Genomic DNA, 16,486 nt, shown 5'->3' on the forward strand with positions numbered 1-16,486 from the left:
GTCAGGCCAGCGACGCTACGGGACGCGGCGCGCAGCTGCACCGCATCGCCTCGACTTCGACCCGGCTTGGCCGCAGGTGGTAGTAGACCGCGACCAGCATCGGGATGAAGACGATCGAGTTGTAGAACAGGTGCAACTCGACGCGGGGCATGACGAGCTGCAGGACGCTGGTCGGCACCGCGGCGCCGAAGAGGTTGAAGCCGGCCTGCACCTGGATGAGGAGCAGCAGGTGCTCGATGTGGTGCCAGAACTGGATGGCGAGAGCGATCGTCCACCAGGTGCGCGCCCGACCGACGAAGCCCGGCCTGAGCAGGAAGAGGAAGACGAGCATCACGATGGCGTAGCCGTAGTGCAGGTACTCCGAGGTGACCAGCCACGGCCAGAACTGTCCGAGCACGCCACGCGACGCGGGTCGGGGCATGTCGAGCACGAAGATCTGGTACGCCTGCACGAGGTGTTCCGCCCAGTGCGCGATCACGATCACCATGAAGGTGTTCAGTGCGGCACGGTGGTGCCGGCCGTTGAGGGACGCGAGGAAGCCCGACCTCGGTGGGGCCGCGACAGCGGACATTGAAACTCCATTCGTCGGTGGGCGTGGCCCGGCACTCACGGTAGTCACTGGGTGGCGGAGGAATTTCTTTGAAGGTGCTCTTGTGCCCGACCCGAGCCCGTGTCGGCCGGTCGGTTTTCGGTGGCCCCCACACGGTGTTCGTGCGGATCCACCCGATACCGCAAGTTCGGAGACGGCCCCGGCCGGTCGGCATCGACATCCTTGGGCTTGCGGTCGAAGGGAGAGCGCCGTGGGCATGATCATGATTCGAGGCACCCGCCGGGCCGCGGGGACGGTCCGGCACGTCACGCCGGTACCGATCGCCGTGGCCGAGGGCTTGGTGGCCACTGTGTACGAGCAGGTCGAACGCGACTTCGGAATGCTCGCCCCGCCGGTTGCCCTGCACTCACCGGCCCCCGAGCCACTCGCCGGTTGCTGGATGATCCTGCGCGAGACGCTTGTCGCCAGGGGTGCCGTCGACCGGGGAACGAAGGAGGCGGTGGCGACCGCCGTGTCCATCGGCAACGCCTGCCCCTACTGCGTCGACGTGCACAGCTCGACGATGCACGGCCTGGCTCGCGGGCGGGAGTCGACGCAGATCGCGTCGGGCAACCTCGACCAACTCGTCGATCCGGTCCTGCGGGCGGTCGCGGGCTGGGCACGCGACAGCGGGCACACCGCCGCGGCGGTCCCGGTGCCGGCCGCGGCGGTCCCCGAGGTGCTGGGCGTGGCGGTGGTGTTCCACTACATCAATCGCATGGTCAACCTGTTCCTCCCCGAGTCGCCGTTCCCGCCACGGCTGCCCGGCGCCGCACGGACGACGGTCCGGAGGGTATTCGGGAGGTTGATGGATCTGCCCGGCAGCGGGCCCGAGCCGGGGGCGGCGCTGGCGCTGCTCCCGGCCGCCCCGGCGACAGCGGTGCCGGAGTGGGCCGCCGGCAGCCCGAGCATCGGCGACGCGTTCGCGCGGGCCGGTGCCGCCTTCGACCGCGCGGGCCTGCGTTCGGTGCCCGGCCCGGTGCGGTCCCTGGTCACCGATCGGCTGGACGCCTGGGACGGGCGGCCTCCCGGGGTCAACCGTGGCTGGTTGAGCGAGGCGGTCTCGGCGCTCGCGCCGGCCGACCAACCCGCCGGCCGGTTGGCCCTGCTGGCGGCGTTCGGCTCCTACCAGTCGATCGACGCCGACTTCGACGCGCTGCGGACGACGGGAGTTGGCGACCGGGAGCTGATCGAGGTCGCGTCCTGGGCGGCGATGAGGGCGGCGCTGCGGGTCGGCACGCTCGGAGTGGGGTCGGCGGCGTCACCGGCGTGATGCTAGTGCGACGTCCACACCCTCAACGGAGGTAACCATGGTCGCCGCCCGCGTCGTCTCGTCGGTCGTTCAGCGCCAGGTCAAGTACGTGACGCCTGTCGCACCCACCGCAGCCGACGGTCTGGTGGCCGAGGTCTACCGGCAGGCCACCGACGAGATGCGCCTGGTCGTACCGCCGCTGCTGCTGCACTCGCCGGCCCCCCGGACACTCGCCGCCTACTGGATGCTGATGCGCGAGCCGCTGATGACCGGCGGCGTCGTCGACCGGCTGGCCAAGGAGGCGGTGGCGTCGGCGGTGTCGGTGGCCAACATCTGCCCCTACTGCGTCGACATGCACAGCACCGGGATGTACGACCTGTCGACCGAGCACGACGCCGAGGCGATCGTCGCCGACCGGGTCGAGGACATCGTGGATCCAAGGGTGCGTACGCTCGCCAGCTGGGCGCGGGTCGCCCACCAGCCGGCGGCTTTCCCGGCGTTCGACCTGACGCTCAACCCGGCGGAGCGCGCCGAGTTGGTGGGCGTCGTGGTGGCGTTCCACTACCTGAGCCGCATGGTCAACGTCTTCCTGTCGAGTTTCCTGCTGCCACCGCAGCTCGGCGCTCGGGCCAAGCGGAGGATGAAGCGCGGCGTCAGCCGGTTGCTGCACGAAATCCTGCGCGAGGAGCATCCAGCCGGTCGCTCGCTGCCCCTGCTACCCGCGGCCGACCTGCCGCCGGAGGCGGGCTGGGCGGTGGGCAGCGCGGCGGTGGCGGATGCGGTAGCGCGCGCCAACGCGGCCTTCACCGCTGCCGGGGAGCGGTCGGTCCCGCCGCGGGTGCGCGCCCTCGTCGCCGCGCACCTGGAGACCTGGCAGGGCACCGACACCGGCCTGAGTCGCGAGTGGTGCGAGCGGGCGATCGCCGACCTGCCGGAGCCCGACCGTTCCGCGGGTCGGCTCGCCCTGCTGGCGGCGTTCGCCTCGTATCAGGTCGACGAGGAGACCGTCGCGGAGTTCCGGGCCTGGCACGAGGGCGACGCCGTGTTGGTCGAGACGGTCGCCTGGGCCAGCTTCGCCACCGCGCTGGCGGTCGGCAGCCGACACCTTCGGTAGTCGGTCGGGAAATCACAATTATCACCCGGGCCGGTGCCCAAAAAATATCGGCGCATGCCCGGGTATTGGGCGCACCGCACGAACGAAGAAGCCCCCAGCACAGACGAAGAAGACATCGTTTAAGGCCCCTGCGACGCTCTATCCAGCGCGCTCACCGAACTCGGTGAGTCGGGATGTGCGGTGATAGACCGTCGCCAAACTCCCTGTTCGAAGGGGTCGGAACTGGAAACTCGCGCTCACGGCTATCGGTGCTGATGCCCGTTCCGTGGAGCCGTCCAGGCATCGGCGAAATCCCATTACCGAACCGATGGAAATGGGATTCCCGGCCCCGTACCCGTCCGTCACAATCGGAGGTCAAGTAGATGTCGCAGAAGGGTTCATGGCTGCATCGGCGGCTACCCGCAATCGTGGCGCTGGCCCTGGTCGCCCTGCTCTTCCAACTGGGGCGGCTGCCCTCCGCCTCCGCATCCGAGCTGGCGCGGACGGCGAGCGGGTTCTCGTTCCAGCCGGCCTCGATCGCGATGCCGGGGGGCTACCCGCAGCAGACCGTCCGCAAGGTCAACCAGAAGTACCAGGACATCAACGCGTGGATCTCGTCGGTCGGCTCGGGCATCGCGATGAACGATCTCGACGGGGACGGGCTGCCCAACGACCTGTGCATCACCGATCCCCGTATCGACCAGGTGGTGGTCACCCCGGTGCCCGGCCCTGGCACCCCGCGCTACGCGCCGTTCGCGCTCAACCCGGCGCCGCTGCCGATGAGCAACACGATGGCGCCGATGGGGTGCGTCCCCGGCGACTTCAACGAGGACGGCCGCACCGACGTGCTGGTCTACCTCTGGGGACGTACGCCGATCCTCTATCTCGCCAAGGCCGGCGCGGTCGGCCTGACGATGAACACGTTCCGACCGGTCGAGGTGTTGCCCCACTCGCCCGGTGACCGCTACGACGGCCCGCAGTGGAACACCAACACCGTCGCTGTCGACGACTTCGACGGTGACGGCCACATCGACATCTTCGTCGGCAACTACTTCCCGCACGGCCCGGTCCTGGACGACACCAAGAAGGACGGTGTCGCGATGAACCACTCGATGTCGCAGGCGTTCAACGGCGGCGAGGACTACTTCTTCCGGTGCACCGGCGCCACCGCCGGCGCCGAGCCGACGGCGACCTTCGAACTGGTCAGCGACGTTCTCCCGCGCGACGTGTCGAAGGGCTGGGCCCTCGCTGCGGCCGCCAACGACGTCGACTCGGACCTCCTGCCGGAACTCTACGTGGCCCACGACTTCGGCCCCGACCGGATGCTCTACAACAGGTCGACCCCCGGCAAGATCAAGTTCGCTCCGGTCAAGGCGGTCCGTGACCCGCTCGTCCCCAAGTCGAAGCGGGTGGGCGCCGACTCGTTCAAGGGCATGGGCGTCGACTTCGGCGACCTGGACGGCGACGGCCTCTACGACATGTACGTCAGCAACATCGCCACCACCTTCGGCCTGGAGGAGAGCCACTTCGCCTTCGTCAACTCCGCCAAGGACCAGAAGGACCTCCGCGCCCACCTCGACGACGGCACCGCCCCGTTCAAGGACGAGAGCGCGCCGCTCGGGCTCGCCTGGTCCGGCTGGGGCTGGGACGTGAAGATGGCGGACTTCAACAACAGCGGCGACCTGGTCGTGGCGCAGACGACCGGCTTCGTCAAGGGCGAGGTCAACAGGTGGCCGCAGCTGCAGGAACTCGCGATGTCAAACGACAACCTGCTCAGCAACACCACCTGGTGGCCGCACGTGCGCCCCGGCGACGACATCGGCGGTAGCCAGCGGTTGCACTTCTTCGTCAAGTCCGACAGCGGCCGCTACCTGGACATCGCGCCACGGTTGGGCCTCGACGCGCCGGTGCCGACCCGCGGCATCGCGACCGGCGACGCCGACGGCGACGGACGGCTCGACTTCGCGGTCGCCCGGCAGTGGGACGAGCCGGTCTTCTACCACAACCAGAGCCCGAACCCCGGCGCCTTCCTCGGCCTCCGCCTGACCCACCCCGCCCCGGCCGGCGCGACGGCCGCGACCGGGACCGCTGGTTCGCCAGTCGTCGGCGCCCAGGTCAAGGTCACGACCGCGGACGGTCGGGTGCTGCTCGGCCGCGTCGACGGCGGCAGCGGCCACTCCGGCAAGCGGAGCAACGAAGTCCACATCGGACTCGGCAAGGACGTGACCGGCCCGGTACGGGTCGAGCTGAACTGGCGCGATCGCACCGGTCAGCCGCATCAGCAGGAGCTTTCGATGACCCCGGGCTGGCACTCGTTCGAGCTCGGCGCCCAGGCCCAGGAGAGGTGAGCGACATGGCCACCAGTACCGTCACCCCGCCACGTCACGACCCGAAAGTCAACATCGCACTTCGTAACTTCGCTATCTCGATCACGGTCTTCAACATCCTCGGCTTCACGGTCTTCGGCTTCGAGCAGCCCTGGACCTGGCCCTTCATCGCGGTCTTCGCCGGCTACACCATCGAGATCGCGCTGGAGGCCATCGGTGCCCGCGTCGAGGGCCGAGCCCCGCGATTCAGCGGCCGGGGGCTGCGTGGGCTGATCGAGTTCCTCTATCCGGCGCACATCACGAGCCTCGCGCTCAACATGCTGATCTACGTCAACGACCAGCTCTGGACGATGCTCTTCGGTATCGCGGTAGCCATCGGCGCCAAGTGGGTCCTGCAGGCCCCCATCCGGGGCCGGGTGCGTCACTACATGAACCCGTCGAACTTCGGCATCGCGGTGATCCTGTTGGTGTTCCCCTGGGCCAGCGTCGCGCCTCCCTACCACTTCACCGAGTACATCTCGGGCTTCTGGGACTGGCTGATCCCGGCGATCATCATCGTCGGCGGCACGATGATCAACGGCAAGCTGACCGGTCGGATGTGGCTGATCCTGGGCTGGCTGTCCGCGTTCGCCCTGCAGGCGATCGTGCGCGGAGTGCTGCTCGACACGTCGATCCCGGCGGCCCTGGGCATGATGACCGGCGTCGCGTTCGTGCTGTTCACCAACTACATGGTCACCGACCCGGGCACCTCACCATCGGCACCGGCCGCGCAGGTGGCGTTCGGTGCCAGCGTGGCAGTGGTCTACGGCCTGCTCACCGGCTTCGGCATCGCGTACGGCATCTTCTTCGCCACCGCCGCCGTCTGCCTCATCCGCGGCGGCTTCCACTGGACCCTGCACTTCATCGAGAAGTCCAAGGCCGACCGCGCAACCAGCATCGGCACGGCCGCGATGCCGGTGCCGGCGAGCACCGGCAACGGCAACGGCAAGGAACACACAGGCAAGGAGGTCGTCCCCGCATGACTCGTGTAGCGATCGTCGGCATGGCGTGCCGCTATCCGGACGCCACGTCACCCCGGGAGCTGTGGGAGAACGCCCTCGCCGGGCGGCGCGCGTTCCGCCGTCTACCCGACGAGCGGATGCGGCTCGAGGACTACTGGGACCCGGACCCGAACACGCCCGACAAGTTCTACGCCCGCAACGCCGCCGTCATCGAGGGGTACGAGTTCGACCGGATCGCCTACAAGGTCGCCGGGAGCACCTACCGCTCCACCGACCTGACCCACTGGCTCGCCCTCGACATGGCCGCGATGGCCCTGGCCGACGCCGGCTTCCCGATGGCCGAGGGACTGCCCCGGGACCGTACCGGCGTGGTGGTCGGCAACACCCTGACCGGTGAGTTCACCCGCGCGAATCAGCTGCGGCTGCGCTGGCCCTTCGTCCGGCGCATGGTCGCCGCGGCGCTGAAGGACCAGGACTGGGACGACGACCACCTGATGACCTTCCTCGACTCGTTCGAGGCGACCTTCAAGAGCCCCTTCCCGGAGGTCGACGAGGACACTCTGGCCGGCGGGCTCTCCAACACCATCGCGGGCCGGATCTGTAACCACTTCGACCTCAAGGGTGGTGGCTACACCGTCGACGGCGCCTGTTCGTCGTCGCTGCTGTCGGTCGCGACCGCCAGCAAGACCCTCATCGACGGTGACGTCGACGTGGCCGTCGCCGGTGGTGTCGACCTGTCGATCGACCCCTTCGAGATCATCGGGTTCGCGAAGACCGGCGCGCTGGCGACCGGTGAGATGCGCGTCTACGACCGTGGTTCGAACGGCTTCTGGCCGGGCGAGGGCTGCGGGATGGTCGTCCTGATGCGCGAGGACGACGCCCGCGCCGCCGGCCACCGCATCTACGCCACCATCGCCGGGTGGGGGATCTCCTCCGACGGCAAGGGCGGGATGACCCGACCCGAGGTCAGCGGCTACCGCCTCGCGCTCGACCGGGCGTACGAGCGCGCCGGCTTCGGGATCGAGACGGTCGGCCTCTTCGAGGGACACGGCACGGGTACCCGGGTCGGTGACGCCACCGAGTTGACAGCGCTGTCCCTGGCCCGTCGGTCCGCCGACCCTTCCGCCGCTCCGGCCGCGATCGGGTCGATCAAGGGCATGATCGGGCACACCAAGGCCGCTGCCGGTGTCGCCGGCCTGATCAAGGCGGCGCTGGCCGTGCACCATCAGGTGCTGCCCCCGGCCATCGGCTGCGTCATGCCGCACGAGATCCTGGCCAACGACGACCACCCGGCGCTGCGCGCGCTGCGCAAGGCGGAGCCGTGGCCCGACCTGCCGACCGTCCGGGCCGGGGTCACGGCGATGGGCTTCGGCGGGATCAACACGCACATCGTGCTGGAAGGTGGCCCCGCCCGACGTCGGCGCGGGTTCGACAGCCGCACCAGCCGGCTGGCCTCCTCCGGCCAGGACGTCGAGCTGCTGCTGGTCGACGCCGCCTCGCGGGAGAAGTTGCGGGAGCGGTTGGAGAGGCTCGTCGAGTTCGTCGACGGCGTCGCGTACGCCCAGCTGGGCGACCTGGCCGCGACACTGCACGGGGAGTTGCGCGACCTGCCCCACCGGGCGGCCGTCGTGGTCTCGTCACCGGCCGACGCGGTCGCGCGGCTGCAGCGACTATGTGCCGCGCTGGACGCCGGCGAGACGAGCCTGGTCAGCGCCGACGAGCGCAGCTTCCTGGGTCACGTCGGCGGTCCGGGCCGGATCGGCTATCTCTTCCCCGGGCAGGGCTCGGGGCGGGGGACCAGCGGCGGTGCCCTGCGCCGCCGGTTCACCGAGGTCGACGAGGTCTACACCAAGGCGGCCCTGCCCACCTCGGGCGACATGGTCGCCACGACGGTGGCCCAGCCCCGGATCGTCACCGGCTCGCTGGCGGGCCTGCGCGTGCTGTCGGCGCTCGGCATCGAGGCGACCACCGCGGTGGGGCACAGCCTCGGCGAGATCACCGCCCTGCACTGGGCGGGCGCGTTCGACGAGGACGCCCTGCTGCGTACCGCGATGGTCCGCGGCCAGACGATGGCCGAGCACAGCTCGTCGGGGACGATGGCGAGCATCGCGGCGGCACCCGAGGCGGTTCGGCCCCTGCTGGCCGACCTCCCGGTGGTCATCGGTGGGTTCAACGGTCCACAACAGACCGTGATTGCCGGCACGGCGGAAGGAATCGAGGAAACCTGCCGCCGCGCCGGCGAAGCGGGCCTCACCACCACCCCGCTGCGCGTCTCGCACGCGTTCCACTCACCGCTGGTGGCACCGGCCGCCGACGCGTTCGGCGACCGGTTGACCGACGAGCAGTTCGACCCGCTGTCGCGCCGGGTGGTGTCGACGGTGACCGGCGATGTCCTCCCGGCCGACACCGACGTGCCGGCCCTGCTGCGCCGCCAGATCACCGACCCGGTGCTCTTCACCCAGGCGGTGGCCTTCGCGGCGAAGGACCTTGACCTGTTCATCGAGGTCGGCCCCGGTCGGGTGCTGGGAGCGTTGGCGACCGCGGCGACGGACGTGCCGTCGGTGTCCCTCGACACCGATGACGAGTCGGTCGCCGGTCTGCTCAACGCCGTCGGCGCCGCGTACGTCGTCGGCGCGTTCCGGGTCGACGACGCGCTGTTCCAGGGTCGCCTGACCCGGCCGCTGCAGTTCGGGGCGAAGTTCAGCTTCTTCGCGAGCCCCTGCGAGGCCGCGCCCCCGCTGACTGTGCAGCCCGTGCGGCGGGCCGTCGAGGCGAAGAAGGTCGAGGCCGACACCGACGCCTCCGAGCCGCCGCTGCACCTGCTGCGTCGGTTGGTGGCCGACCGCGCCGAGCTTCCGATCGAGATGGTACGCGGCGAGAGTCACCTCCTCGACGATCTGCACCTCAGCTCGATCACTGTGGGACAGGTGGTCAACCAGGCCGCCCAACTGCTGTCGGTGCCGAGCGCCCAGACGCCGACGAACTTCGCCGTCGCCACTGTCGGGGAGTTGGCCCAGGCGTTGGAGGACCTGGCCGGCTCCGCCGCGGAGGGTGGCGCGGCGACGGCCGCCACGGTGGCCGGTGCGGCCGCCTGGTCCCGGGCGTTCTCCGTCGACCTCGACGCCCTGCCGCTGCCGCCGCGCGTCGAGGTGGAGGCCAACGGCCCCTGGCGGCGCTGGTCGCGTGACGGCGACCGGCTCGCCGAGTCTCTGCGGCAGGCGTTGGAGCACGGCGGCGTCGGTGGCGGGGTTCTGGTCTGCCTGCCGGCCGACTGCACCGAGGCCGACCTCGCGCTCGCACTGGACGGGGCCAAGGCGGCGATCGCCGACAAGCAGCGCGACCGGTTCGTGGTCGTGCAGCGTGGTCGGGGCGCCGCCGGGCTGGCCAAGTCGCTGCGGTTGGAGATGCCCCGGATCCGGACCACCATCGTTCGCGTACCCGCCGACTTCGACGACCCGGCTTTGCTGGTCGCGGAGGTGGCCGCCACCGGGCGGTTCCACGAGGTGCGCTACGACGCCGACGGCGTGCGGCGGGTGCCCACCCTGCGGGCGATGCCGGTGCGACCGGCCCGGGAGATCATGCCGCTCGACGCGTCGGACGTGCTGCTCGTGACCGGTGGTGGCAAGGGCATCACCGCCGAGTGCGCTCTCGCCGTCGCGCAGGACACCGGCGCGGCGTTGGCCGTGCTGGGTCGCAGCGACCCGGCGACCGACGCGGAGTTGGCCGCCAACCTCGACCGGATGACGGCCGCCGGGGTGCGTCTGCACTACGTCCGCGCCGACGTCACCGACCCGGCGCAGGTCAGGACCGCGGTCGACGGCGTACGCCAGAAGCTGGGCCCGGTGACGGCGGTCCTGCACGGTGCCGGTCGCAACGAGCCGGCGACGCTGGCCAACCTGGACGCGGCGGCCTTCCGGGCGACGTTCGCCCCGAAGATCGACGGGCTGCGCGCCGTCCTCGACGCCATCGAGCCGGGCGCGCTGCGGATGCTCGTCACCTTCGGCAGCATCATCGGCCGGGCGGGCCTGCGCGGTGAGGCGCACTACGCGACCGCCAACGACTGGCTGGCCGAAATCACCGCGGACTTCGCGGTGGCGTACCCCGAATGCCGGACGCTCTGCCTGGAGTGGTCGGTCTGGTCCGGCGTGGGCATGGGCGAGCGACTCTCGGTCGTGGAGGGTCTGCAGCGGGACGGGATCGTCCCGATCTCGCCCGACGAGGGCGTACGCCTGATGCGTCGCCTGATCGCCGACCCCGACGCCCCGTCGGTGGTGGTGATCAGTGGCCGCACCGAGGGCATCGACACCGTGCGTCGGGAGACGCCGACGCTGCCGCTGCTGCGGTTCGTCGGCACGCCGCTGGTGCACTACCACGGTGTCGAACTGGTGACCGAGGTCGAACTCAACGCCGGCACCGACCTGTATCTCGCCGACCACCTGCTCGACGGCAACCTGCTGTTTCCGGCGGTGTTCGGCATGGAGGCCATGGCGCAGACCGCCACCGCGCTCACCGGGCTCGCTGACGTGCCGGCGATGGAGGACGTCGAGTTCCTCCGGCCGATCGTGGTACCTGTCGACGGCAGCGCCACGATCCGGATCGCGGCCGTGGTGACCGGCGACGGAGACGTCGACGTCGCCATCCGGGCCGCCGACACCGGCTTCGCTGTCGACCACTTCCGCGCGCGGCTGCGTTTCGGCGACCGCGGAGAGCTCGACGGCCCACCGGACGAGACCGGCGCCGGCCTGCCGCTGGTGCCCCTCGACCCGGCCACGGACCTGTACGGGGGCATCCTCTTCCAGGGACAGCGGTTCCAGCGGCTCGTCGGCTACCACCGGGTGGCGGCACGGCACGTCGACGTGGACGTGTCAGCGGTCGCGGCCGACGGTTGGTTCGCCAGCTTCCTCGGCGGTGACCTGCTGCTCGGTGACCCCGGAATGCGGGACGCGCTCATGCACGGTCTGCAGGTGTGCGTACCGCACGCGACGCTCCTGCCGGCCGGCATCGAACGCGTACACGCCGCTGGCCCGGTCCTCGCCGACAAGGGCGAGGCCCGGTTCACGGCGACCGAGCGCAGCCGCGACGGCGACACCTACCTGTACGACATCGCGGTCCGCACGCCGGGCGGCGAGGTGGTGGAACGGTGGGAGGGCCTGCGCCTGCAGGCGGTGCGCAAGGGCGACGGGCGCGGCCCGTGGGCGGTGCCGCTGCTCGGCCCGTACCTCGAACGGTCGCTCGACGACCTCCTCGGTGCCCAGGTCGCGGTGGCGGTCGAGCCACACGGCTCGGACGACCCGCCCCGACGCGCCATGACCGGCCTCGCGGCCGGACGGGTGTTCGGCCGCCCGGTCGAGGTGCGCTACCGGCCCGACGGTCGGCCGGAGGTCGACGACGACCGGGTCGTCTCGGCGGCACACGGCGCCGGTGTGACCGTCTGCGTCGGCGGTCGGGGGGTGCTGAGCTGCGACATCGAGGCGGTCTCCGAGCGCGACGCGGGGACCTGGTCGACGTTGCTCGGCCCGCACGACGGGCTGGTCGGCCAGCTCACGAAGGACACCGGCGAGGACGTCGACACCGCGAGCACCCGGGTCTGGACGGCGATCGAGTGCCTCCGCAAGGTCGGACTGCCGGTGCAGACGCCGATCACGCTGAGCGCTGTCGGTCCGCACGGCTGGCTCACCCTGGCCTCCGGCACGCTGCGGATCGCCGTGCTCGTGACCCGGCTGCGCGACCAGGCCGACCCGGTCGTCGTCGCGGTGCTCACCGACGGGTGGTCGCTCCGATGAGCAAGTACTTCGAGTACCCGCACACTGTCGGCTTCGAGGAGACCAACCTCGTCGGCAACGTCTACTACGTCAACTACCTGCGCTGGCAGGGGCGGTGCCGGGAGATGTTCCTCAAGCAGCGGGCACCGGACGTGCTGGCCGACCTGCAGGACGACCTCAAGCTCTTCACCCTCAAGGTCGACTGCGAGTTCTTCGCCGAGATCACGGCGTTCGACGACCTCTCGGTCCGGATGCGGCTCGTGGAGCTGGCGCAGACCCAGATCGAGTTCGGCTTCGACTACGTGCGGCTCGACCCGGACGGCGGCGAGACGCTCGTCGCCCGAGGCCGGCAACGGGTCGCGTGCATGCGCGGCCCCAACACCCGGACACTGCCGGCGCGGGTGCCGGAGGCGTTGGCTCGCGCACTCGAACCGTACGCACAGGGGGAGGCGAGATGAGCGGCGAACTGCTCAGTCCGAGCGAGGTGGCCGGATCAAAGCTGCTGCGGCGGGCGTTCGGGACGTTCGCGACAGGCGTCACCGTCGTGACCGTCGGCGGCGCCACACCGCACGGCATGACAGCCAACTCGTTCGCATCGGTCTCGCTGGACCCGCCGCTCGTGCTGGTCTGTGTCAGCCGCGACGCGATCATGCATCAGATCCTCACCGAGGCCGGCACCCTGGGCATTTCGGTGCTCGGGCACCGGCAGGAGAAGGTGGCACGCCACTTCGCCGATCGGTGGCGGCCCCTGGGGTTGGCGCAGTTCGGCTCGGTCGAGTGGACGCCGGGCAGCATCACCGGCGCCCCGCTGATCGACGACGCGGTGGCTCACTTCGAGTGCCGGGTCTGGCGGACGTACGACGGTGGTGATCACACCATCTTCCTGAGCAGCGTGGTGTCGCTGCGCTGGGAGAGCACCGGTGACGTGTTGGTCTTCGTCAACGGGCAGTTCCGCGGCATGACCGAGCCGGTGCCCGAGCCGAGCGAGGCGGCGACATGACACTTACCGCGTCGCGGCGGCGGCCGCCCGGACCACCGTTCTGGGCGGCGCCGAAGCTGCTGTGGAAGCTCGGCCGGGACCGACTCGGGCTGATGTCGTCGGCAGCCGACGCCTTCGGTGACGCGGCCCGCATCGCGATCGGCCCGAAGGTTCTCTTCTTCTTCAACCACCCCAACCACGCCAAGCATGTGCTCGCCGACAACCCGGACAACTACCACAAGGGCGTCGGGCTGGCCCAGGCCAAGCGGGCCCTCGGCGACGGGCTGCTCACCAGCGAGGGCGATCTGTGGCGCAAGCAGCGACGGGTGATCCAGCCGGTGTTCCAGCCCAAACGGATCGCCCGGCAGGCCGACGTGGTGGCCGAGGAGGCCGGTCGGTTCGTGGACCTGTTGCGTAGTCAGGTCGGGCGGGGTCCGGTCGACATCGCGGGCGCCGCCACCGGGCTCACCCTCGGTGTGCTCGGCCGCACCCTGCTCGACGCGGATCTCGGTGGGCTCGGCGACGTCGGCGGGTCCTTCGAGGCGATGCAGGACCAGGCGATGTTCGAGATGGTCACGATGAGCGCGGTGCCGATGTGGGTGCCGCTGCCGCACCAGGTGCGGTTCCGCCGCGCCCGTCGTCACCTGCAGACAGTTGTCAACGAGTTGGTCGATGCGCGCGGCGGCCGGCTCGACGGCGACGACGCCCTGAGCCGGCTGATCCAGTCGACAAACGCCGAGCCCGACGCCGCGGTCGGGCAGCGGCGGTTGCGCGATGAGTTGATCACGCTCTGCCTGGCCGGCCACGAGACGACCGCCAGCACCCTGAGCTGGACGTTCCACCTCATCGACGAGAACCCGGCAGTCTGGGAGCGGCTGCGGGCGGAGGCGCTGTCGGTGCTCGGGGAGCGACAGCCGACGTTCGACGACCTGCACCGCCTGCGCTACACGTCGACGGTGATCGAGGAGGCGATGCGTCTGTACCCGCCGGTATGGATGCTTTCCCGGATTCCGCAGAAGGCGGACACCATCGGCGGGTACGACGTGCCGGCCGGGGTCGACGTGCTGATCTGCCCGTACACCCTGCACCGCAACCCGGAGTTCTGGCCGGAACCCGAACGGTTCCGCCCGGAGCGGTTCGACAAGGACAGCCCGGCCTCGCGACCCCGCTACGCCTACATCCCGTTCGGCGCCGGCCCGCGGTTCTGCGTCGGGAACAACCTAGGGATGATGGAGGCGGCGTTCGTGGTCGCGATGGTCGCGCGGGAGCTGCGGCTGGCCAAGGTGCCGGGATACCGGGTGGTGCCCGAGCCGATGCTGTCGCTGCGGGTTCGCGGCGGGTTGCCGATGACAGTGCACGAGGCATAGCAGGATCGGATCGGGTGCGGCTCCGCGAGGGCGTCCCCTTCACCGTGGTGGCCCTCGCGGAGCCGCAGCCCCTGGTCCGCAAGGTCGTGCGCTTGCGGACCAGGCAGCGCCTCGGCCCGGCCCAGATCGGCGGGCGCGGAGAGTCGGCTAACGCGCAGCACCGTCCGAGATGTCGTGCCGCTTCGCCGCCGCCCGCAGCGCTGCCACCACGACGTGCCCTGGGTGGTCGATCAGCGTGGGGTGGCGCCGACGGTGGTAACAGTCCCAGTAGCTGGCAACCCGCTGGCCGGTGAGCGCCACGAACGCCGGGGCTCTCGGCGGCAAATCGCCCGTAGACGACGTCCGTCGGGCTGCGTGGGACGACCAGCTCCGGCCCGAGAACTCGCCGGATGACCAGCAGGATCTCGTCCACGTACTCGCCCATCAACTGCGCCACGAACGGCGCCACCCACGGTTGGATCAAGCCGACTATCCGCTCCAGCCGCCGCTGCCTCACCCGGCCGTCGTGGTGTCGGGTGTACAGGCAATCCAGCACCGCACGCTGGGTGGCAGACAGCGCCACCTCTGCGGCAACGGGCGGCTCGTCGGGGTGGATCCGGTATGGAATCACGACCGGCTCGCCGTCGACCAGCACACGGAACGGCGACGTCGGCGCGTGCGGCGCCGGCGGTAGGACCGCCAACGCCTCCCGTACGTCATCACCCAGACGACGTGGGAAGGCAGCCTCCAAGGCTGCGGCCTCACTCAACTCCGCGCTCACCAACTGCACGGCCGATCGTAGCCCCGGCGGTGCGGCAGCCATGACGAGTCACCGCTTGACCAGCGCATCCGCTGTGCCGACGACTTCGACGGACCCGAAGATGTCAGCCATGGTGCTCCCGGTCGTCAGTCGGGCGACGTCCGCTCATGTCGAGTTGAGTGCGTTTCGGAGGCCGGCAGGCCATGGAGGGATGCCGCGTCACTGCACAGCGGTGGCCGGGGGATGATCGAATGATTCGGGGCAGCGGAAGGTGTAGAGCGAGTAGCCACGTCCAATCTGCACGCCGACCATGTCCGGGGACGCGGTCGGGTTCTCCTCGGCCGGGCGCCAGCTGCAATGCATGCCGTTCCAGTCGCCCGAATCCACTGTGAAAGTCAAGGTCATCGCGGTCCCGCAGACAGCACAATCCATCGGGTACGGATCGGTCAGTGACCAGTTCGCGTACCCGCCGACCTTCCATCCCGGCGCCAGCGACAAGTCGATCTGATAGGAGGGACGGCTCTCGTCTTCGTCGTCATCCCACTCGTCATCCCACTCGTCGAGCCGCTCGCGTAGGTCATCGGGGAGCAGATCGGCGTATTGGTACTCGCGGACCTGCTCGGGGTGCACCACGCAGGGAACCGGCAGGTACATGTCGCTGATCACCGGCGGCTCGGGCGGCGCATCGAGCAGCGGGCCCACTGTGGAACTGTCGCGCCAGTAGAGGAAGACGCGAGGGCTGTAGTGCCGGTCGGCGTGGTCCACCGGGCACCACAGCACCTGGAGCAGGTCGGTGCCGTCCGGACCGGCGTAGTCCGGGACATCTCGTTGGTACAGCTGCGCGACCGGGACCAACGGGATCGGGTTCTCGATCAGGTCGTCCAGGTCCAGAGCGTCGGCCGCATCGAGCTCGGCCCGCTCCTCCGCAGTCAGGAAGTCCCCGCCCGGCAGCGGCTCCCGGGCTTCCGCAAGCGCGAGGATCTCCCGCCTGCGGTGCAGGGCAGCCGGGGTGGTCAGGTTGTATGGCTCGTGCGCCCCGGCGTCGTCGCAGACCGGCCATACCTCGTCGGCGGGCCACAGCAGTGGTCCGCCGACCGAGCTGTCCGTGACGGTCGAAGCGCCGGGTCGGGGATGCAGGCGGGTAGCCGTGAGGGAATGTTCCCGCAGCTCGGGGAAGAGGGCGGTGATGTCCAGGGGACGCGGAGGCGTGGTGCGGACCATGGAAGTGGATCCTATGGCCGCGTGCTGGTCCTCAGGTTCTTGCCTTGCTGAGCAGCTACGGTCCCGGCTCAGCCGGACCGTCGGGATTCCGCCGCATCCGCCATGCGCGAAGTCGTGCAAGCCCTCCGGTCGAACGTTCGGCCTGAAGAGCTGTTC

The 16,486-nt window shown here is 70.3% G+C and carries 11 protein-coding genes; 9 read left to right on the forward strand and 2 right to left on the reverse strand.

Annotated features, from left to right (window positions below; genetic code table 11):
* Position 1: 1 nt before the first annotated feature.
* On the reverse strand, positions 2-571 hold the full coding sequence (locus ABZU74_RS12860; RefSeq protein WP_355422151.1) for a hypothetical protein: 570 nt from the start codon (positions 569-571) through the stop codon (positions 2-4).
* Positions 572-806: 235 nt separating this feature from the next.
* Here ABZU74_RS12860 and ABZU74_RS12865 point away from each other — a divergent pair, with 235 nt between their 5' ends.
* The 9 genes from ABZU74_RS12865 to ABZU74_RS12905 all read left to right on the forward strand — a co-directional run bounded on the left by ABZU74_RS12865 (position 807) and on the right by ABZU74_RS12905 (position 15,043).
* Positions 807-1,862: a carboxymuconolactone decarboxylase family protein gene (locus ABZU74_RS12865; protein ID WP_355422154.1), complete on the forward strand. Its 1,056-nt coding sequence runs from the start codon at positions 807-809 to the stop codon at positions 1,860-1,862.
* Positions 1,863-1,899: 37 nt separating this feature from the next.
* A complete protein-coding gene (locus ABZU74_RS12870; RefSeq protein WP_355422157.1) occupies positions 1,900-2,955 on the forward strand; it encodes a carboxymuconolactone decarboxylase family protein in 1,056 nt (351 codons plus the stop codon).
* Positions 2,956-3,317: 362 nt separating this feature from the next.
* A complete protein-coding gene (locus ABZU74_RS12875; RefSeq protein ID WP_355422160.1) occupies positions 3,318-5,282 on the forward strand; it encodes a CRTAC1 family protein in 1,965 nt (654 codons plus the stop codon).
* 5 nt (positions 5,283-5,287) lie between these two features.
* Positions 5,288-6,283, forward strand: a complete 996-nt coding sequence (locus ABZU74_RS12880) for an enediyne biosynthesis protein (RefSeq protein ID WP_355422163.1) — start codon at positions 5,288-5,290, stop codon at positions 6,281-6,283.
* Positions 6,280-12,045: a type I polyketide synthase gene (locus tag ABZU74_RS12885; RefSeq protein ID WP_355422166.1), complete on the forward strand. Its 5,766-nt coding sequence runs from the start codon at positions 6,280-6,282 to the stop codon at positions 12,043-12,045. The genes ABZU74_RS12880 and ABZU74_RS12885 overlap by 4 nt, the downstream gene beginning before the upstream one ends.
* Positions 12,042-12,482, forward strand: a complete 441-nt coding sequence (locus tag ABZU74_RS12890) for an acyl-CoA thioesterase (protein WP_355422172.1) — start codon at positions 12,042-12,044, stop codon at positions 12,480-12,482. The genes ABZU74_RS12885 and ABZU74_RS12890 overlap by 4 nt, the downstream gene beginning before the upstream one ends.
* A complete protein-coding gene (locus ABZU74_RS12895; protein ID WP_355422175.1) occupies positions 12,479-13,024 on the forward strand; it encodes a flavin reductase family protein in 546 nt (181 codons plus the stop codon). Before ABZU74_RS12890 ends, ABZU74_RS12895 begins: the two co-directional genes overlap by 4 nt.
* Positions 13,021-14,370, forward strand: coding sequence for a cytochrome P450 (locus ABZU74_RS12900; protein WP_355422178.1), 1,350 nt, complete (start codon positions 13,021-13,023; stop codon positions 14,368-14,370). The genes ABZU74_RS12895 and ABZU74_RS12900 overlap by 4 nt, the downstream gene beginning before the upstream one ends.
* A gap of 289 nt (positions 14,371-14,659) precedes the next feature.
* Positions 14,660-15,043 carry a hypothetical protein gene (locus ABZU74_RS12905; RefSeq protein ID WP_355422181.1) on the forward strand — a complete coding sequence of 128 codons (384 nt, stop codon included), beginning with the start codon at positions 14,660-14,662 and terminating at the stop codon, positions 15,041-15,043.
* Between the two features lie 285 nt (positions 15,044-15,328).
* Here the strand turns inward: ABZU74_RS12905 and ABZU74_RS12910 are convergent, their stop codons facing one another.
* Positions 15,329-16,330 (reverse strand): hypothetical protein, encoded by a 1,002-nt coding sequence (locus tag ABZU74_RS12910; RefSeq protein ID WP_355422184.1) that lies wholly within the window; start codon positions 16,328-16,330, stop codon positions 15,329-15,331.
* Positions 16,331-16,486: the final 156 nt, after the last annotated feature.

The sequence above is a fragment of the Micromonospora sp. NPDC005171 genome (genome assembly GCF_040608575.1).
In the GTDB taxonomy this organism is placed as follows: Bacteria; Actinomycetota; Actinomycetes; order Mycobacteriales; family Micromonosporaceae; genus Micromonospora.

Coding starts and splice junctions, on each gene's coding strand:
- ABZU74_RS12900 (WP_355422178.1), top strand. CDS start 13,021: ATGACACTTACCGCGTCGCGGCGGCGGCCGCCCGGACCACCGTTCTGG.
- ABZU74_RS12870 (WP_355422157.1), top strand. CDS start 1,900: ATGGTCGCCGCCCGCGTCGTCTCGTCGGTCGTTCAGCGCCAGGTCAAG.
- ABZU74_RS12875 (WP_355422160.1), top strand. CDS start 3,318: ATGTCGCAGAAGGGTTCATGGCTGCATCGGCGGCTACCCGCAATCGTG.
- ABZU74_RS12880 (WP_355422163.1), top strand. CDS start 5,288: ATGGCCACCAGTACCGTCACCCCGCCACGTCACGACCCGAAAGTCAAC.
- ABZU74_RS12910 (WP_355422184.1), bottom strand. CDS start 16,330: ATGGTCCGCACCACGCCTCCGCGTCCCCTGGACATCACCGCCCTCTTC.
- ABZU74_RS12890 (WP_355422172.1), top strand. CDS start 12,042: ATGAGCAAGTACTTCGAGTACCCGCACACTGTCGGCTTCGAGGAGACC.
- ABZU74_RS12865 (WP_355422154.1), top strand. CDS start 807: ATGATCATGATTCGAGGCACCCGCCGGGCCGCGGGGACGGTCCGGCAC.
- ABZU74_RS12895 (WP_355422175.1), top strand. CDS start 12,479: ATGAGCGGCGAACTGCTCAGTCCGAGCGAGGTGGCCGGATCAAAGCTG.
- ABZU74_RS12860 (WP_355422151.1), bottom strand. CDS start 571: ATGTCCGCTGTCGCGGCCCCACCGAGGTCGGGCTTCCTCGCGTCCCTC.
- ABZU74_RS12885 (WP_355422166.1), top strand. CDS start 6,280: ATGACTCGTGTAGCGATCGTCGGCATGGCGTGCCGCTATCCGGACGCC.